We start from the raw sequence: 18,101 nt of genomic DNA, 5'->3' as shown, positions 1-18,101 counted from the left end.
TGATCACTTTATTATTTTATCGACTGCTTTTTTAGCGTCAGCCATCGCTTGTTCAGCGGTTTTTTCACCATTGAACACCAGTTGCAATTCATTTTGAATCGCTTCGTCAATTTTTCTCCACTCCGGATGGCGCGGCAGCATGACGACTTGATCGGACATTTCCATTGCTCTTGTCATCTGCGGGTTATCCTTGAACGGATCCATTTCCGCAGCACTTACACGAGCCGGGAAGATACCGTAATGCTGTGCCATGTGATATTGCTCATCCGCAGTTGAAATGAATTTCATGAAATCCGCAACAGCTGCCCGTTTATTCGCATCGTCCTGATGCATCATAACCCAGCCGCCGACACCGCCGATTGTTACAGGATCCTTCGAGTCGCCTGTCGGATAGTTGGCTACCGCAAAGTTAGTCGGGTACGCGCCTTGTGCAGCACCGATCGCCCATGTTGCCCACGGCTCCATTGCGACAGTCCGCTGCTCTTCGTTCGCCCACGCTTGAAATGTTCCGCCGACATCATTGCCGCCCAGTGTTTCCGGAGCAACTTTTTGCTTTAATTTCAAATCAGCCAAATCTTGAATCGCCTTAACGACTTCCGGTGAATCGAAAGTGAACTCGGTCATGTCTTCGTTCAACGGTGAGCCGCCATTTTTATAGAAGAACGGCCACGCTTCATAATAGCCAGGCATGATATACGTCGAGAAGCCGTATACATCCATCTTGCCGTCTCCATCCCGGTCAAATGTCAATTTCTCTGCAGCCTGAAGGAATTCATCATACGTCCAATTGCCGTCTTTCGGTGGTTCCACGCCTGCTTCCTCAAACAGATCCAAGTTCAAAAGCATCGAGTGCAACGTAATACTATTCGGAATTCCGTATAGTTTCCCATCATACGTATAGGCATCTAATGCGTTTTCGTAGAAATCCTCTTTTTCTTTCTTATCCAAGTAGTTATCCATCGATTCGATGACGCCTTGCTCGATATGGTCAATGCTTACCGCGCTGCCGCTAATATCGACCGGCGCGATGTCCGGCCAGGCCTTCCCGGCAATTGCCACACCAAGCTTATCGCCCATCTCAGCCCAAGGTACTTGAACAAGTTCGATCTCCACACCTTCATGCGCTTCCTCATACTCTTTAATCTTCGCTTCAAGCCAGTGGAATTTATTTTCCTCTTCATCCGGCCATCTCGGTCCATCCCAAATCGTGATTTTTCCCTTGAATTCGTCCGCGTTGCCTGCTTCCTTCTTGTCATTGCATCCGGCAAGAACCGATGCAGCAAGGCCCAAGGAAGCTGCTGCGAGTGCAGACTTCTTTAACATCTTTTTCATTCAATTAACCCCCCGATGTTTGATAAATCAACATTTCCCTTTTCTTAATAAGCGATTTTCCCCATTACCGTCTGCCGTTTTGCTCCTGTTGCGGACGGCAAGGAATTCGGCAATCGCTGAAACCCTAGGTAGCCAAGGAGTGCAAAGACGAATGCTTCCTTCGCGTCCGGGTCAATTCCCACTTCGGCAGAGGTCGTGACCTCCAGTCCTTCCGGCAAAAGATCCTTTAAGAAGGTTAGCAATGTTTTATTATGCACCCCTCCCCCACTGACGATGACTGTCTGTAACCGGTATTTGTCATGATGCCGGGTAATTTCGTCAGCAAGCGAATGCGCAGTCAACATCGTAACTGTCGCAATTTTATCCTCATCCGCCATACCTTGTTGCTCCATTTCCGTCCATACGCGTTCTGCAAAGGCAGCTCCAAACAATTCCCGGCCCGTGCTTTTCGGTGGTTGCGCCGAAAAATAAGGTTCCGAGAGAAGCTGATGCAGGAATGGCTCATTGACAGTTCCTTTCGATGCAATTCCTCCATCGGCATCATAGCTCATGGAACCGGTAGAATGCTTCGATACGAACGAATCGATAATCATATTTCCAGGACCTGTATCATACGCGATGACATCCAGTCCTGAATCCCCGGGAGGCAGCACCGTAATATTCGCGATGCCCCCGATGTTAACGAGCACCCTGCCTTCCGTATCAGATTGGAATAAGTAGTGATCCGCGAAAGGAACGAGCGGTGCACCTTGCCCCCCTGCCGCCATATCCCGCGTTCGGAAGTCGCCGATGACCGGAATGCCGGTACGCTCTGCCAGAACGGCAATATCACCGATTTGCATCGTATTCGGATGCGTAAAAGGCGCATCTCCTTCCACAAACGGTTCATGCCAAATCGTCTGGCCGTGTGAACTGATCAAATCAATCGATTCCATCTGAATATCCGAATCATCCAGTGCTTCTTCTAGCAATCTGGCATACAGATCACCTAAGTACATGTTCATAGCAGAAACGCGGTTCAAAGGTGCATGGGCATCCATCAACCGGAGCAGTTCCTGCCTGAGCTCCTCCGGATAAGGGACTGTCACGAACTTTTTCACGTCGAAATGTAGACGGTCAGGCTGCATGGTAAAATCGACAATCGCTAAATCAAGACCATCTAAAGAAGTACCTGACATCATTCCACACACTCGCACAATCACATCACCTTCCTTCCAATCTAGCAATGAAAGCGCTTTCCACCATTTTACTTGTTGTGAAATTAAATTTCAACACTAAATTCTAAATTTAAAAATTTATTTCAAGATAATGAAACCGGCAATTTCCCTTTGAATTGCACCTCGTCTACTAATCCTGCTGCTACGACTTCAAATGCTGTTTTTGTAAACTCATAAGTACAGATCATGCGATTCGCCCCTGTGAAGAGTGACAGGTCATAAGGCGAACGGATTGCAACGATATCCACGGGTTTTCCTGACTCAATTAAGCTCTCTACAAGCCGTCGCTGAGTATCATGCTGGATGGCATTCAAGGTCAGCACGACAATATGGTCATAGTCTTTCGCCATCTGCCCGACTTGCTCCAGCTGACCCTCCAATCGCTCAGGTTTCAGCTCCATGTCGGTTACGTTTTCATGCACCTTTCGCATTTCTTCTGCCATCGTCACCGTTGCGTAACGCTTATCTTCCACCATCGTCGCATATTCATTCGCTGGGTAAACAAGAAGAACCCCATCCCCAGGTTGAATCGTTTTTCCGTGCTCGCCCACTTCGGTAATCCCTCGCTCGTAGATTTTTCGCATTTCCATCTTATGCGCTTCGGAACCGACAAAATCCGGGACAACCTGACTTTCCGCTTCCTCCCATGAGGCATAACGGCGAATAAGCTCTTCAATTCTTGCAACCGATTCATCTACTTGCTGTTCCGAAATCTCCCCGTTTTCGACCGCTTCTTTCATTGCAAGGATCGCTTGTTTCTGCAAATCGAACAAATGGGATACCATGACAAAATCGACTCCAGCCTGAACGGCTTTCACACAGCCCTGCACAGTGCCAATCCCTTTTGCAATCGCATCCATTTCCATACAATCCGTTGTGATCACGCCTTGAAACCCAAGCTCTTCCCGCAGCAAGCCGGTAATAATAGGGCGAGATAACGTTGCCGGTGTATTCACTTCAGACTCCAAAGCCGGAAAATAAACATGGGCACTCATAACCGCATCGGCACCCGCTTGAATACAGCGCTTGAATGGCACGAGCTCCACTTCATGCAGCCGTTTCAAATCATGAGCAATGACAGGCAGATCGAGATGGGAATCAACATTTGTATCCCCATGGCCAGGGAAATGCTTCAACGTCGTCATGACACCCGCACTTTGCATGCCGCCCATCGCCTTTTCTGCCATCTCTGCAACTTGATTCGGATTTTCACCGAAGGATCGTACACCGATGACCGGATTTTTCGGATTGTTGTTCACATCCACAACAGGCGCCAAGTTCCAATTGATGCCGAGCCCTTTCAATTCCTTCCCAGTCAAAGCGCCTGCTTTACTCGCATTCTCGGAATCTTGCGTAGCGCCAAGCAGCATAGCTCCAGGGATAATGGTCGTACCTTCACCTAATCTTCGTACGACGCCATTCTCTTGATCGATACAGATCAACAGTGGTACCGAATAACCCGCTTTTTTCGCCTCCGCTTGCAGACCGCTCGTCAAACGGGCAATCTCTTCTGGTGTCCCGATGTTTCGGCCGAATAAAATAATTCCGCCTATATGGTAGTCATGGATGAGGCTTTTAATCTCCTCAGACACCGTGGTTCCTTTAAATCCCGCAATCATCAATCGACCGACTTTTTTCTGTAAACTCATCTGTCTTCCCCCTTACACCGGAAACCCGGGAATCGTTCCTTCTTTTCGTACATGAAGGCCTCTTGAATTTTTCAATGTTTGTGCATACGTTGCTCGGGCGAGGCAGCCCCGCACGGTTCCGAGCGCTTTGTAATAATCATAGTAGCGGAAGCTCGAAGAATTCATCACGAAATCATAGCAGGAAATCGCTTCTAAATAAGCTTTGAAAGATTCGCTCACGTCTACGTAAATATCCGGTTCATATCCCTCCATGTCTTCCCAGTTCTCACTGTGAAACACCCGCTTTAATCCATGAGGCGGCAGTCCGTCCAGCTCAAACCCGGGAAGGGCGGCCTTTAACCACGCATCTTGTACGATCCGCTGGCAAAGCGCATGGTCGGGATGCATACTGTTCTCCCAATGGGTGATGACAAACTCAGGCTTCTCCCTCCGAAAGATAGCCGCCACTTCCTTGCAAATCTCTTCATTAAAGGTAAGCTCTGCATCACGATGAGAAAGGGTGATGCTGTTGCCTCCTAATATGGCGGCCGCCTGTTCCGCTTCCCTTATTTTCTGGTCACGGTAGACATTCACATCCATCTGGGCTGGCGCTCCTTTTTCTCCTGCCGTCAAATGCAGAAACGTAACATGCCAGCCTGCTTTGGCGTATTTATGCGCAATCGCTCCTGCCTGCAGCTCACCATCTCCGCAATGAGCTCCGACAATCATCATTCGCATGTAAGTCCCTCCTCATCTAATTGGGCGACGATCAAATTATGTAATCGCGGACGAAGTCGTATCATATGAGGATGCCTCCCGAAATAAACGCGGTTCGTCAGGAGCATGACCGTCAGCTCCTTCTCAGGATCAATATAGAAGCTAGTTCCTGTAAAACCGGTATGGCCATACGTACCGACTGACAGCAAATCGCCTGCCGGGCTTGCGCCTTCCCCTTTTAATTGCCAGCCAATCCCTCTGCTTTCGTCAGAGAATGGTGTGTAGTTCCGGCGCGAAACTTCCAGCCAATTCCGGTCAATAATTCGACGACCGCCATATTCACCGCCTGACTCAAGCATCTGGGTAAACACGGCCAAATCGTTCATCGTGGAGAACAGTCCCGCGTGTCCGCTGATGCCCCCCATGAATTCCGTATTGTCGTCATGGACTATTCCATACTTATGATCATTCAAGTGGGCCATGAACTCAGTCGGCGCATAGCGCTCACGTTCATATTGCTGCAGGTATCCCGTGTCATTCATCTCAAGCGGCCGGAAAATATGTGCTTTCGCATAATCATCAATCCTTTGGCCCGACAGCTGCTCGATCAGCTCCATCAGAACAATGAAACCAAGGTCACTATAGACGACTGCCGTATCTGGCTTATACGCTAATTTCTCCTCAGAAATGGAAGCCAGCACTTCCTCCTTCGTCATCTTTTCTTCAAAATAATGCTTGTGGGCAGGCAAACCGGAAGAATGAGTCAGCAATTGTTTTACCGTGACCTGGTCTTTTCCGTTAACTCCGAAAGCAGGAAGGAAGGTGGATACTTTATCATGTAAATACAGTTCACCCGATGCAAACAATTGGAGCATGGCAGGCAATGTGACCATGACCTTCGTCAGCGAGGCCATATCAAAGACATGCCGGCTCGACATCTTTGTCTTCCCTTGCTCCAAACAGTTATAGCCGAGCGCTTGGTCGAGTACTATTCTGCCTTGATGTCGAACTCTGATGACTGCACCCGGCGTCACGCCTGCATCAATCTCTTTCTGCAGGAAATTCAACACTTTTTCCAGAATGAACACCTCCTGATTCCAGTTGTTTGGACATCGTTTGATATTGTTTCCACGGCGTGAATCCCAATTTCTCATAAAATGAGACAAGCTGCGTCCAATCGATGACAATTGAATTCACGCCACGCTTCATCAGCTCGTTTGCCCCCGCTTTTACAATATCCAGGCCAAATCCTCGCCCGCGTAAAGAGCGGTCAATGCCTAACGGGCCAATGCCCCCTAATTCTCCTTGAACCAATTTTCGCCAATATGTATTCGGACCGATTTGCGGGGAGGCCCCATCATTCATTCGGCAAAATCCTTGCAACTGATCGTTTTCGAACAGACCGATGAACTCGCGGCCTGTTCCGTTCAGCAACACATAGTTCTTCGCCTCTTCGTGCCACCGTCCCGGGAAAGAACGCTCCAAGAATTCCAGCAGCTGCGGCAATTCTTTTTCAGTTAGCAATCGGAAGTGCTGCAGCCCATTTTCGAGTTCGTAGGGCTCCCACCCTTTCACGTGAGCAATCAAATCCGTCTCTACTGTTTCACACACATATCCCCTCTTTGTAAACCAATCAATGGCACTTGTATCCTCAGCCGGAACACCAGGAAAGTAATGGCGCATATCCCGCCCTAGCCGGATATCTGTTATCCCCTGTTTGCGAAATGCTTCTTCCGCGCACTCCAAAAGCCGATTGCCGATCCCCTTGTTTCTGGCATTCTCATCTACAAGCAAACATTGGATCCAGCCCATCTTTTGCATTGCCATTTCGTTATGTTCTTCAGGACGTTTTGCGACGATGATTCCGAGTAATTCCTGTCCCTCAACGACAGCCAAAGATGCTTCTCGCATGACGCTCCTGTCATCGACCGTATTTTGCTGCCACAATTCATTTGTCATCGGAAAGCGTCCTCCAATTGAACGATTCCATAACGAGATGATTCTTTCCGGTTTGACTTCGTCGATATACAACATGTTCACGGCGTCCCCTTTCTGTTCAGCTCGCTTGTGATCGTCGACACAAATCCATTTTCCGGTTTTATTTGCATCTCCGACAACCCTGCCAGCACGGCACCTCCTGCTGGCGGTACTTGCGTAGACTGCATCGTGACCGAGGGCAAACGATGGCCAGCCAAATCGATCATCGTGTTTCTGCATAGATCAGAACCCGTAAAAACACCGCCCGACAAAATAACAGTTGTGGAATGCTCCTCATCAAATAATTGTCTCCTACAAGCCGCTATGCTCTCGATCATCTTTTCGCACGCCGCCTCAATGATTTTCTGCGCAATTCCATCCCCTGCCATCGCCTCCTCTACAACATATCGGGACAGCGGCGCAATGACGGAGCGGGGATGCTCCTCACCATATATGAAACTAATCACATCAGGAACGGATGCAACCGAAAAATGATGGAGCACTCGATGGCTGAGCGATGTGGACGGACCTCTGCCGTCATGTGCTTTAAAAATATGATGCAGCGCTTCATTCCCTAAATGAAAACCACTGCCTTCGTCATCGAAAAGATAGCCCCAACCCCCAGAACGTGCTGTCTCACCACGATCATTAATACCAAACGTAATGGCTCCTGTACCGGCAATTTGGACAATCCCCGCTTTTCCGAGTGTTCCGGAATAGAGTGCATTGAAAGCGTCATTTCGGACTGTGATAGATGCGCCTTCCGGGAGCAAATCACGTAGCAAGTGGGCCACCTCTTCATCTTTACCGCTTTCCCCGACGCCCGCCAGTCCAGCGAAACAGCAGCTCACTTGTTCAAATACGCCTGGATTTTGTAAGGAGAGAGTTTGCAGCAAGTCGGTCATGACTGCTGCAAACTCCTTCCGGTCCATCGTATTTGGATTGCTTCTGCCCGTCTTGGCGTACATATGCACGCGACCAAATTCGTCTGAGACGATGCCGGTCGTTTGCGTACCGCCTCCATCAATCCCTATTACATACATATTCGTTACCGCCTTTTATCTCAGTATCTAGTTTCCAGTTCAATTCCTTGATAGAAATGTTTTAGGATGACAGTGAAATCATAGCCGGCTTCAGCCATTCCAACTGCACCAACTTGAGACATGCCGACGCCATGGCCCCAGCCGCCTCCTTCCACTTTAAAGCCAGACACTTCATTCGTAGCCGGATCAAGGACCGGTTCAACGATGAACAAAGTGCTCAATAAAACAGCCGGCTTGCCAGTTGCATCAATATATTGCAGTGCCCAGCGGATGCGGTCCTTGTACTCGTAAAATGTTCCATTCTCAGTAACGAACTCGATTATCGCTGCACGGCCGGAACTGGAACGCTCTGTAATATTAATCTCCTGCACTTCGCCGACATCCGTGCTGAAATAACTGCTTAGTACGCTGCTGATTTCCTCAGCTGTCCACTCAAAGTTCCAGCGATAATACTTGGACCAGTCCGCTTCAAAGTCCCCTTTTTTCGCTTTTCTAAGTGACTCAGAGTTGCCCGTCTTCTTATACACATCAAGGGCAGGAACATACTTTAGCGAGTTTCCTTTTTGCGCTACATGTGTCGCGCGCAAATAAGGTGTCGCTTCCGAATTCCAGACATCCTCATTATTTGCCGTAAAGCCACCACTTGTGGAATGGAATACTGCCGTAATCAGCTTGCCTTCATACGTCGCCACAATTCCTTTTGTGCCATCGACAGCTTCAGTCGAGATCGGATGTTCAGACCTATATCCTCCGTATACTTGATCAGATGTAGTCGGCAACAAGTCATAGCCGTCGGCACTCCGTTTCCCCATATTCGATAACGCATACGTACGGGCAGCAACCGCCTGTGCCTTTTGCGCTTCGACTTCATTGTACGGAACCGGCGGCAATTCTCTCGGCACCACTCCATACAAATAGTGTTCGATATTCACTTCATTAATGCCTGCCAGCGTGCCCCCGCTATTGAATCCAACTTCCGCAATTCCTCGATACGGGGTGCCGTTAATCAAAACAATGCCGGAATCGGCTTGCAATTGAACGGGATGACTTGTAGTTTTTTCCTCCGAGCCCATCTTTGCGGATAGCTGTCGTTCCCCATCAGCCGTCGTCACGATTTTCCAAAAAGCATCTGAGGCAGCTAGCCCCTTTGCCACAACTTCATCCTTAAAAGCAGTTCTTACACTGAACGAGGCATCTGTCGGAAATTCCCCTAAATACAATCGGTATCCGCCATTGTAATCCTCTACATACGTCGGATAACCCTCAGCATGAGCCCGCGCGAGCCAATCGTCCAAGTAGGCCTGGCTTGTCGTGAATGCGACTTGCAGACGATAATAACTCTGAATTTGGGCTGCTGATCCTAACGTAACGGTCACTTCTTCTCCGTTTCCGCTAAACAGAATTTCCCCAGTCCCTTTATCCAGCACAGTAAACGGACCATCCGCCTTTAGCTTGATTGACTCCGCAGTTGGAACGACCCCGATTCGGATCATCGGCTCCGTCTCCTGCGCAAAAGATATGGTGGAATACCCATAGAACGAGAAAGCGCTTACAAGCAAACAAACTAAAACAATCTGTTTCCATTTTCTCAACCTGTTCATCCTCCCTATTCGTCAAATTGTTACTATCTTTAGAGATTCGACTTCAGATTGATATTCCCTTTCAATTTATTAAAATACTTCCGAAAATATTTTTCAGTAAGTTGCGCGATAAATGAACAATTGCTTCCTTTTCTCTTAGTAAGCCTGATAGAACAAGTACATCAGGGCGCAAAGTTCCTTGAAAATAAAAAAACAGCCGCCGGATTTTATTGTCCAGTCAGCCGTTCGTTTTCTCTTTTCAACGCTTCCGCCCGCAACTCGCCGCTTGTCTTTTTGCGCCTGTTAACTTTCAGCTGATGCTGTTGAAGTAATGCTTGAATATCTAGATTAGGTAACATTTGATTCCCTCCATTTTGCTTCTTCCCTCTATCCTATGTTGTGAAAAAAGAAAGGATACAAATTCTAAATATGTTCATCTAATCTAAATATATCCACAAGTCTAAATAGAGCGTGATACCATTTACATAAAATATTCGTAATGAATTGTAATGTATTTGTAATGTTTATGCCGTTAACCTGTAAACTCCACCTAGTAAGATGGAGAACGTAATCAGCTCACGTATATAAAAAAAAGCGAAAATCCATATCGAGCAGTGGTAGATAGGGGAATTACATGAAGAAAGTTGCTTTGTCTGTACTTTTAGCAGGTTCATTGGCATTCGGCCTCGCAGCAAATGACGCTGAAGCAAGCACCCATAAAGTGAAACAAGGAGAATCCTTATGGACTATCTCACAATCGACCAATGTATCTATAGCGAATCTAAAAAAATGGAATAACTTGAAATCGGATCAAATTAAACCGAATCAAGTACTCGTTACTTCTAAACAATCAACTAGCGCATCAGCAACAAAGACTGGCACCTACAAAACAAAACATAACGTCAATATCCGTTCAGGAGCCGGCACAAATCACAAGATTGTAACACTAGCCAAACAAGGCACTTCTGTAAAAGTCATCGGTGAAAAGAAGGTTGGCAAGGAAGTTTGGTACAAAGTAAGTGTCAACGGCAAAAACGGCTGGGCTCTCAGCACTTTGCTGACAAAAGGAACCGTGGCTAAGAAATCCGCATCCTCCAATGTCGCTTTCTCCGATCGAGTTATAGATCAGGCAATGTCGCTTCGAGGCATTCCATACCGATTCGGCGGCACAACCGTCAACGGCTTTGACTGCAGCGGCTTTGTCCAATATGCATTCAAAAAATCCGGAAAAATGGTCCCTCGGGATACACTTGGCCAATTCGCAGCTTCTACAAAAGTATCGAATCCTAAGCCAGGCGATCTTGTATTTTTCCAAAATACATATCGAAAAGGCATTTCCCATGTCGGTATCTATCTCGGAAACAATAAATTCATCCATGCGGGCGGCAAGAAGTCACAAGTCACCAGCTTAAGCGACCGCTATTGGAAATCCAAATTTCACAGCTTTAAAAGATTATAAAAAAAACGTCGATGCGAAAAATGCATCGACGTTTTTCTATTCATTGTCCAATCGCGCCGTATCCTCCCTGCACCAACCGAAACCCACTATAATCCGGGCGGGCATATCGCCAATGATGCAAAAAGACGGTCGTGCGCAGTCGGCCAATCTTAAGTAACTCATCCTTTTGTTCATCATCCAGATCGAATTGGGTGGCACTATAATGATCCACCGGTATAAAAATTATGTCCTTCTCATGCTTTCTTGAAATATATTGATCGTCGTGAGCATTTTTCATCGTGGAAAACAGGGCTTCGAACAGATTCAGCGCATTATCGATCCGGTTACGAGACAGTTCATCTTTCCGGTGGCTCAGTTTCATTCCAACAACCGGCCGTTCCCGATTCCCCTCTTTGTCATCAAATAACCAGAGAGGGAAATTGCTTAACACGCCGCCGTCCACGACAATCGTATCCCCTGTCGGCACCTTCAACCTCACTGGTTCAAAGAAAAAAGGGATGCCGCAGCTCATTCGAAGAGCTTTGGCGACCGAAAATGTTTCAGGCTCAATGCCGTAATGAACGAGGTCATCCGGCAAGACGATCATTTTACCGTTCGTCAAATCAGAAGCGACCAATTTCAGCGATCCCGGGGGGATATCAGAAAACGTATAAATACCTTTCAAGGACAATTTGTCAAAAAACCAATTCTCCAGTTCCTTCCCTTGATACAATCCCATGCGCCAATACAAATTAATCCATTTCATGAAAGGTATCGGCAAAATCGCTTTACGCGGATCCAGCAACGTCTGCAAATCCTCTTCATGTAGCATGGTCTCGATTTCTCTTCCTGTATAACCAGCTGCAATGAAGGAAGCAATAATCGCACCTGCACTCGTGCCTGCCAGACGTTTGAAGCGATACCCTTTCTCTTCCAGCACCTGATACGCACCAACAAGGGCAAATCCTTTCAATCCCCCGCCAGCAAATACCCCGTCGATCTCCAAGTCATCCCTCCTATTGGTATAGGATAAGTTGAAAACTTGTGAAGTAGAACAGATTGGAACAGGATTCCTTATTTCAAATATCTTCTTGCTCCCGCGTAGTTTGTTTTATAAGTACCTGTATTTATCGAGACAATCTCCACTTTCTTGGATGAATTCGGAGCATGGATCATTTTGCCGTTACCGACATACATGCCAACGTGATAGACAGAACCTTTTCCTTTGTCACGTGCAAAAAACAGCAGGTCTCCCGACTTTAGATCGGCCCGTTTGACGGCCGTACCTTCCTTCGCTTGATCCGAAGAGTCTCGAGGTATTAAAATGCCATGATTTTTGTAAATGGAATAGGTTAGCCCGGAACAGTCAAACCCGTATGCAGAAACACCTGCCCATAAATAAGGCAGCCCGATATAGCGCTTTGCCGCATTTATAATATCCTGCCCGGTTGGTTGTGGCACAGCATCATAATTTTCATAGAGCTTCACATCCGTTTTCCGGATATACTTCAATCCATCCCCTGGCGTCCCGACAGTAAGCCAATCTCCCTTTTCCTCTACAACCGGAAAAATCGTCGTGTAACTGACTTCCAAAAACGCATATTTCGGTGACAGCTTCGGCTGCTCATAAAGGGTCGCGAGCTTCGCATCCACAATAGCGATCGAACAGTTGGAATCATACGAGTCAACAGACGTCACGTGACTTTTAGAAACCCACCCTTCATAGCCTGATGGTTTCCCTAGCTTCTTTTGATCCTTTATGGCAATATAAAGCCAATCCCCTTTTGTTTTTAATACAGAAACTTCATCGCCATACAATGCCTGGGTATCCAGCCGGCCGATTAGTCCGTTCTTCTCAGCAACCGTCAAGCTCTTGGTCCACTTCGCCATATGTGGCATCGGGACAACCGTGGTCGCATCGACGGATCGTGGCTTGGAAGGGTGGCGCCAGACGTTCGCAACCGGAACGCTGATCGCATATCGTTTCTCAGCTTTCACCGCATCCTTGTTTTGCAATTCAGATCCTTCACCGCATGGACTCTGCTGGAGCGGTTTTGCTGAGGCAGGATGAGTAATGAACGATAGACAAAAGATGGATAATAACAATGCTAAAAGATTCCTAGACATATAGCCTGCTCCTTTCTACTCAATTACTATTATAGTACTAGGCAGAAATGAAAAAGCATAGAAAAAAAAGACGAAACGATATCATACCGTTCCGCCTTTCTGAATTATTGATTGAGCCGTTGAATTTCTCGATAAATGCCGGAAGGAAGATCATCGGTATTGACGGACGACAAATATCCCTCGGCTTTCATCTTCCTCACAAACTTTTTCAGTTCGATTCTCATTTTAACGATTTCCATGTCCCTGTACTCAACATAAAACTCTGTACCGCTCCGCTCTAGTGCCATCCCATCACGCTCCTTTTCCGTTTGATTATATATAGTTCTTTCTTCTCTCTCAGTGTCCCCGAAAATTGTGTCTATTATGCCTTGTAAAAAGAATATCATGATTAGTCCCCTAGTTGGAGATGAACAGATTGGGACATTTTTTTCAGAAACCGTCGATTTTTAGGCCTTTTTAAAATAAATTTCCCAACATTTCATGATATGATAATAGATACTTATATACTATGATAGATAAAGAGAGGGATCAGGGATGAGGATAGGACATGTGATTCGGGCCGAGCGCGTCCGGCAAGAAATGAAACAAGTCGTTCTGGCCAAAGGGATCTGTACGCCTTCCTACTTATCAAAAATCGAACGGAACCTGATTGACCCCAGCGAAGAAGTAGTCGAATTGCTCATGGATCGTCTCGGCATGGACCCAGGTAAATTCACACAGCCCGCCCAAGATAAAACCGAGCAGGAATTTTTAAAAATGCTCAAAGACAGCTACCGGAATGTCATCACCAAGCGGGACAAAGACTACACACGCCAGCAGCTAGACATGCTCCTTCAGGAAAACCCGATTTTTGAAGATCAATCGATTTATTATACTTATTTGCTTATTGTGCTACATTTTAGATTAAGGCTTGAGGAAGACTTTTTACTCATTAATAAAGAATTAATTGCATTAGAAGAACAAGTTAATAACTTTAACCGTTATCAACAATTTTTATTTCTTCTTTGCAAAGGCCTAACGTATTACAGTAATAGGAACATAAAAAAAGCTGTTGAAGTTTTTGATACAATAGTAGATATGCTTGATAAAATTGATTTAGAGAATTGGGAACTAGCCGATATCTATTACGTACTAGGCGTAGGCTATACTGCTAATAATCAGCTTGTATTATCAAGTGAATACATTGCTAAGGCTTTAGCATTCTACAGAGAAAGTTTATCTATGAAGAGACTGATGGATTGTTATATATTAATAGGAATTATTAATAAGCAAAGTAAAAAATATCAAGAAGCAATCGACGCATATTTAAAAGCTCAACGAATTTGTGATGATTTCAATCTAGATGGTGATAAAGGTATTATATATCACAATATCGGTTCTTTGCATAGTTCAATGGGAAATAGTTGGGAAGCAATTGATTACTATACTAAGAGTATTTCTGATAAATATGAGAGTAAGAGTGGTCAATTGATTACAATTTTTTGCATGGTTTCTGAATACTCAAAGCTTGAAGAAATTCAAAAACTTAACAAATGGTGCGACATTGGAATAAAGCTTTATCACCAATTAAATGATGAAAATTTAGAGTCTTATTACCATCAGCTGTTATTTTTCCAATCACTTCATAGCAAAGAGGGGTTATCAGATGAAGTAGCTAAGAATACAATTAATTACTTCAAGAGTATTCAAGATTATAGACAGACATATAAATATTGCATAGCCCTGGCACAATGGTATTACTCTAAAAGAAAATATAAACTATCATCTATTTATTTTTCTGAATCAATTAGATATAGTTATATTAATAACAACATTAATAGATGGGAGGATATATGATGAAGAAAATAGTTTCCTTGTTTTTTGCCATATTATTGTTAGCTGGTTTTACTATGACCAACCAAGCATCAGCATCCACAAAAGACGAACTTCCAAAAATTCTAAACGCAACTTCTTATTCTGTGTCACAATTACAATAACTCCCCCAAGAAGCTCCCCATTCGGGAGCTTCTTTTTTAATTCTTTCGCCTATTACAAGCGTATTACATTTTCCCATTTTCAGGTGGTTTGCGTTTCTCGCACTCTGCAGCGGGTATGTACGGAGTAGTACTTCGAAGCACAACACAACTTGAAGGAGGAATCTGATAATGGATGATAAACGTTTTATTGGAGTGTATCATAGCGAATCAGCATTACTTGACAAGGTGGAAGAGTTGAAGGCGCAAGGGATTGCAGATGATAATATTTATGTGGTAGCTAAGAATGACACGGATCTTTCGATGCTGCGGTCTCGCACATCGGCAGATATTCAAACGACAGATAATGAGTCGTGGCTTGATAAGTTTATGGATTTCATTACGGGCAAGGATCATGTCAATGGCATGCTTCATCATCTTGGTTTAAGCGATGATGATGCAGAACGATACTATCAAGATATTGAGAACGGCGGCTTGCTCCTCTATGTGGATCAGGGCGAGGCATCGATTTACTATGAGGAAAATGAAGCTACGTTCGGTATGACGGATCTTGGCAGCGATCAAAACTTAGGTGCCAATGCTGTTAATGCCTATCAAAATATGGAACTGCGCAACGAGTATCAAGATAGCTTGCCTCCAGACGAGCAGTACGTCAACGATGGCCAATATGGCCGTGTCGGCGGAGAAGCCGTTTTGGACCGGACTCCTTTAGACACGGACACTGATTATCAAACTGGATACGGCCGTGATGAAGAGCGGATGAAGCTGCGGGAAGAACGGCTTCAGGTTGACAAGTATCCGGAGGAAACCGGCGAGGTGTCTCTAGGGAAAGACGTTGTGAGTGAAGAACAGTCCGTTGATGTCCCTGTTATGCGGGAAGAAGTGTACGTGGAGCGCCGTCCTGTGATGGATGGAGACGTTACGGATACTGATTTCACTATGTCTCAAGAGGAGGATACGATCCGTATTCCTGTCACGGAAGAACGGCTGGAAGTGACGAAAAAACCGATAGTCACAGAAGAGATTGTCGTCGGCAAGCGTCAAGTGGATGACGTGGAAACCGTCAGCGATACCGTTAAACGGGAAGAAGCGCATCTTGAACAACAAGGCGATGTGGACATCACAGGCAATTATTATGGCAAGCGGAAGAATGATGACTTGTTAGATTAATAATGTAAGTGCGAGTCCTTTCGTACTGAGATAGAAGACTGCAGACTAGACCTGACGAATTCAGGTTTGTCTGCAGTCTTTTTATTATCAGCAGATAGATTTGAATGCTCATTATCCGAGAACAACCTTCCGACATTTTTCTTTATTATCCTTCTTTTTGCTGAAGGGTCCCTAGTCAATTCATCTCCATATCACACAACATATGGTCTAGAGACGCAAACTTTGGTACTTCTAATCAACTAGATAATCCCCTTTCTAAACTGCCACCGTTTTAAAATTTCCTTTTTCCTTCGACAAATTCTTTTTATTTTCTACATTCACAAATATGCCATATTTACCTTGACGTTTGTATATTCTCACTTTACGATGGAATGAAACTATTCTCATAATCTACTATGAGCAATACAAAATGGAAAGGAATGGTTTCGTGACTGATTTGACTACGTTCACAAAGCAGTATTTAGAAGAAAATGAATCTTATTTCTCATCGGTAAGTGAATTTATTTTTCGACATCCTGAGACACGATTCGAGGAATATGAGTCTGCCCGCTATCTCGCTGAGCAATGTGAACAGCAAGGTTTTACAGTGGAGCGCAATATCGGCGGAATTGAAACCGCTTTCGTTGCTACACATGGAGCTGGTGAGCCGGTCATTGCATTTCTAGGAGAATTTGATGCGTTGTCCGGTTTAAGTCAGGAACCGAATCTTGCCTCTCCCAAGCCTATTGACGGACCGAATGTCGGCCATGGCTGCGGTCATAACTTGCTCGGTACAGGAGCGTTTGCAGCTGCCTGCGCAGCGAAGGCTTATTTAGAAGCCAATAACTTGCCGGGTACCGTGAAATTTTTCGGATGTCCTGGAGAAGAAGGCGGGTCCGGCAAGACATTCATGGTGCGCGACGGTGCTTTTCAGGGAGTCGATGCGGCTTTGACTTGGCATCCGTCACCGACTAACAGCATTATGAGTTTAAGTTCCCTTGCGAACTATCAAGTCTTCTTCCGCTTCAAAGGGATTACCTCCCATGCCGCAAACTCCCCTCACTTGGGACGGAGCGCACTGGATGCTGTGGAACTCATGAATGTCGGGGTGCAATATTTACGGGAACATATCATTCCCGAGGCACGAATACACTATGCCATCACGAATACAGGAGGCATCTCTCCGAATGTCGTGCAGGCAGACGCCGAAGTGCTTTATTTAGTCCGTGCGCCAAAAGTGGATCAGGTCGATGCGATTTATAAGCGAGTCTGCAAAATTGCAGAAGGCGCTGCATTAATGACGGAAACGGAATTGACGATCGAATTTGACAAAGCTTGTTCCAATTACATACCGAATCGTGCGCTGGAACGGCTTTTGTATGACAGTCTCGTCGAAATTGGAGTCGACCCGCCGACAGATGAGGAAACCGCGTTTGCCAAGCAAATTTTTGATTCCATGACGGAAGGCGAACAGAAAGACTTCCTGAATGGCATGAGAGGATTTGGCTATGAAGGCGACGGCAGCGAGTTTGAAGGGAAATATATTTCGGATGTCATTTCCCCTTACGTCGAATCGGACGGTATTTTAGCGGGCTCCACCGATGTGTCGGATGTCAGCTGGGTTGTTCCGACAGCTCAACTTTCCACGTCAACATCTGCGCTCGGCACACCGCTCCATACATGGCAGATGACGAGCCAAGGCCTGTCATCCAACGCTCATAAAGGGATGTTCCGTGCAGCTGGTTCGATGGCATTGACTGGCATCAAACTGCTTGCAGATCCGGGTCAATTAAATGCTGTTAAGGACGAGTTCAAAGCTTTCTCACAGAAACATCCATACACATGTCCGATTCCAAAGGACGTACGGCCATCTCCGCTTCAGAAGGCCTGAAGGTAAACTATCACTATTGAATCGAGGGG

At 45.9% G+C, this 18,101-nt stretch carries 17 protein-coding genes; 5 read left to right on the top strand and 12 right to left on the bottom strand.

Features of this window, described 5'->3' with window-relative positions; all coding sequences use genetic code 11:
- Positions 1 to 3: 3 nt before the first annotated feature.
- The 9 genes from L7D49_RS09325 to L7D49_RS20215 form a co-directional block, all read right to left on the bottom strand.
- Positions 4 to 1,332, bottom strand: a complete 1,329-nt coding sequence (locus tag L7D49_RS09325) for an extracellular solute-binding protein (protein ID WP_238080554.1) — start codon at positions 1,330 to 1,332, stop codon at positions 4 to 6.
- Between the two features lie 44 nt (positions 1,333 to 1,376).
- Entirely contained in the window at positions 1,377 to 2,534 is a 1,158-nt protein-coding gene (locus L7D49_RS09320; protein ID WP_238080553.1) for an anhydro-N-acetylmuramic acid kinase, read from the bottom strand.
- 98 nt (positions 2,535 to 2,632) lie between these two features.
- Entirely contained in the window at positions 2,633 to 4,198 is a 1,566-nt protein-coding gene (gene nagZ, locus L7D49_RS09315; RefSeq protein WP_238080552.1) for a beta-N-acetylhexosaminidase, read from the bottom strand.
- Between the two features lie 12 nt (positions 4,199 to 4,210).
- The gene (locus tag L7D49_RS09310; protein ID WP_238080551.1) at positions 4,211 to 4,915 is read right to left on the bottom strand and encodes a PIG-L deacetylase family protein; all 705 of its coding nucleotides are present in this window, start codon (positions 4,913 to 4,915) and stop codon (positions 4,211 to 4,213) included.
- The gene (locus L7D49_RS09305) at positions 4,906 to 5,982 is read right to left on the bottom strand and encodes a serine hydrolase domain-containing protein (protein WP_238080550.1); all 1,077 of its coding nucleotides are present in this window, start codon (positions 5,980 to 5,982) and stop codon (positions 4,906 to 4,908) included. Before L7D49_RS09305 ends, L7D49_RS09310 begins: the two co-directional genes overlap by 10 nt.
- Positions 5,936 to 6,928, bottom strand: a complete 993-nt coding sequence (locus tag L7D49_RS09300; protein WP_238080549.1) for a GNAT family N-acetyltransferase — start codon at positions 6,926 to 6,928, stop codon at positions 5,936 to 5,938. Before L7D49_RS09300 ends, L7D49_RS09305 begins: the two co-directional genes overlap by 47 nt.
- Before the next feature lie 2 nt (positions 6,929 to 6,930).
- A complete protein-coding gene (locus tag L7D49_RS09295) occupies positions 6,931 to 7,914 on the bottom strand; it encodes an N-acetylglucosamine kinase (protein WP_238080548.1) in 984 nt (327 codons plus the stop codon).
- Between the two features lie 20 nt (positions 7,915 to 7,934).
- Positions 7,935 to 9,506 (bottom strand): SpoIID/LytB domain-containing protein, encoded by a 1,572-nt coding sequence (locus L7D49_RS09290; protein ID WP_238080547.1) that lies wholly within the window; start codon positions 9,504 to 9,506, stop codon positions 7,935 to 7,937.
- A gap of 215 nt (positions 9,507 to 9,721) precedes the next feature.
- Positions 9,722 to 9,853: a hypothetical protein gene (locus L7D49_RS20215; RefSeq protein WP_269135917.1), complete on the bottom strand. Its 132-nt coding sequence runs from the start codon at positions 9,851 to 9,853 to the stop codon at positions 9,722 to 9,724.
- 275 nt (positions 9,854 to 10,128) lie between these two features.
- Here L7D49_RS20215 and L7D49_RS09285 point away from each other — a divergent pair, with 275 nt between their 5' ends.
- Positions 10,129 to 10,953 (top strand): C40 family peptidase, encoded by an 825-nt coding sequence (locus L7D49_RS09285; protein ID WP_238080546.1) that lies wholly within the window; start codon positions 10,129 to 10,131, stop codon positions 10,951 to 10,953.
- Positions 10,954 to 10,993: 40 nt separating this feature from the next.
- On the opposite strand, the gene L7D49_RS09280 is transcribed toward L7D49_RS09285, so the two are convergent.
- From L7D49_RS09280 to L7D49_RS09270, 3 genes are all read right to left on the bottom strand, one after another.
- Positions 10,994 to 11,938, bottom strand: a complete 945-nt coding sequence (locus L7D49_RS09280; protein ID WP_238080545.1) for a patatin-like phospholipase family protein — start codon at positions 11,936 to 11,938, stop codon at positions 10,994 to 10,996.
- A gap of 68 nt (positions 11,939 to 12,006) precedes the next feature.
- On the bottom strand, positions 12,007 to 13,059 hold the full coding sequence (locus L7D49_RS09275; protein WP_238080544.1) for a C40 family peptidase: 1,053 nt from the start codon (positions 13,057 to 13,059) through the stop codon (positions 12,007 to 12,009).
- 104 nt (positions 13,060 to 13,163) lie between these two features.
- Positions 13,164 to 13,346 (bottom strand): hypothetical protein, encoded by a 183-nt coding sequence (locus tag L7D49_RS09270; RefSeq protein ID WP_238080543.1) that lies wholly within the window; start codon positions 13,344 to 13,346, stop codon positions 13,164 to 13,166.
- Between the two features lie 247 nt (positions 13,347 to 13,593).
- Here L7D49_RS09270 and L7D49_RS09265 point away from each other — a divergent pair, with 247 nt between their 5' ends.
- The 4 genes from L7D49_RS09265 (at position 13,594) to L7D49_RS09250 (ending at position 18,072) form a co-directional block, all read left to right on the top strand.
- Entirely contained in the window at positions 13,594 to 14,895 is a 1,302-nt protein-coding gene (locus L7D49_RS09265; protein WP_238080542.1) for a tetratricopeptide repeat protein, read from the top strand.
- The gene (locus L7D49_RS09260; RefSeq protein ID WP_238080541.1) at positions 14,895 to 15,035 is read left to right on the top strand and encodes a hypothetical protein; all 141 of its coding nucleotides are present in this window, start codon (positions 14,895 to 14,897) and stop codon (positions 15,033 to 15,035) included. Before L7D49_RS09265 ends, L7D49_RS09260 begins: the two co-directional genes overlap by 1 nt.
- Positions 15,036 to 15,203: 168 nt before the next feature.
- A complete protein-coding gene (locus L7D49_RS09255; protein WP_238080540.1) occupies positions 15,204 to 16,202 on the top strand; it encodes a YsnF/AvaK domain-containing protein in 999 nt (332 codons plus the stop codon).
- A 409-nt stretch (positions 16,203 to 16,611) separates the two neighbouring features.
- Positions 16,612 to 18,072: a M20 family metallopeptidase gene (locus L7D49_RS09250; RefSeq protein WP_238080539.1), complete on the top strand. Its 1,461-nt coding sequence runs from the start codon at positions 16,612 to 16,614 to the stop codon at positions 18,070 to 18,072.
- The last annotated feature ends 29 nt before the right edge of the window (positions 18,073 to 18,101 follow it).

Origin of the sequence: Sporosarcina cyprini, assembly GCF_022048975.1 — a bacterium.
GTDB classification, from domain to species: Bacteria; Bacillota; Bacilli; order Bacillales_A; family Planococcaceae; genus Sporosarcina; species Sporosarcina cyprini.
The sequence above is the reverse complement of the archived record's forward strand: the minus strand, read 5'-3'. Positions and strand labels throughout refer to the sequence as shown.

What these genes read in the sequence shown, in the direction of transcription:
- L7D49_RS09285 (WP_238080546.1), top strand. Translation starts at nt 10,129, where the DNA reads ATGAAGAAAGTTGCTTTGTCTGTACTTTTAGCAGGTTCATTGGCATTC.
- L7D49_RS20215 (WP_269135917.1), bottom strand. Translation starts at nt 9,853, where the DNA reads ATGTTACCTAATCTAGATATTCAAGCATTACTTCAACAGCATCAGCTG.
- L7D49_RS09270 (WP_238080543.1), bottom strand. Translation starts at nt 13,346, where the DNA reads ATGGCACTAGAGCGGAGCGGTACAGAGTTTTATGTTGAGTACAGGGAC.
- L7D49_RS09260 (WP_238080541.1), top strand. Translation starts at nt 14,895, where the DNA reads ATGAAGAAAATAGTTTCCTTGTTTTTTGCCATATTATTGTTAGCTGGT.
- L7D49_RS09310 (WP_238080551.1), bottom strand. Translation starts at nt 4,915, where the DNA reads ATGCGAATGATGATTGTCGGAGCTCATTGCGGAGATGGTGAGCTGCAG.
- L7D49_RS09275 (WP_238080544.1), bottom strand. Translation starts at nt 13,059, where the DNA reads ATGTCTAGGAATCTTTTAGCATTGTTATTATCCATCTTTTGTCTATCG.
- L7D49_RS09325 (WP_238080554.1), bottom strand. Translation starts at nt 1,332, where the DNA reads ATGAAAAAGATGTTAAAGAAGTCTGCACTCGCAGCAGCTTCCTTGGGC.
- L7D49_RS09255 (WP_238080540.1), top strand. Translation starts at nt 15,204, where the DNA reads ATGGATGATAAACGTTTTATTGGAGTGTATCATAGCGAATCAGCATTA.
- L7D49_RS09300 (WP_238080549.1), bottom strand. Translation starts at nt 6,928, where the DNA reads ATGTTGTATATCGACGAAGTCAAACCGGAAAGAATCATCTCGTTATGG.
- nagZ (WP_238080552.1), bottom strand. Translation starts at nt 4,198, where the DNA reads ATGAGTTTACAGAAAAAAGTCGGTCGATTGATGATTGCGGGATTTAAA.
- L7D49_RS09250 (WP_238080539.1), top strand. Translation starts at nt 16,612, where the DNA reads ATGGAAAGGAATGGTTTCGTGACTGATTTGACTACGTTCACAAAGCAG.
- L7D49_RS09265 (WP_238080542.1), top strand. Translation starts at nt 13,594, where the DNA reads ATGAGGATAGGACATGTGATTCGGGCCGAGCGCGTCCGGCAAGAAATG.
- L7D49_RS09295 (WP_238080548.1), bottom strand. Translation starts at nt 7,914, where the DNA reads ATGTATGTAATAGGGATTGATGGAGGCGGTACGCAAACGACCGGCATC.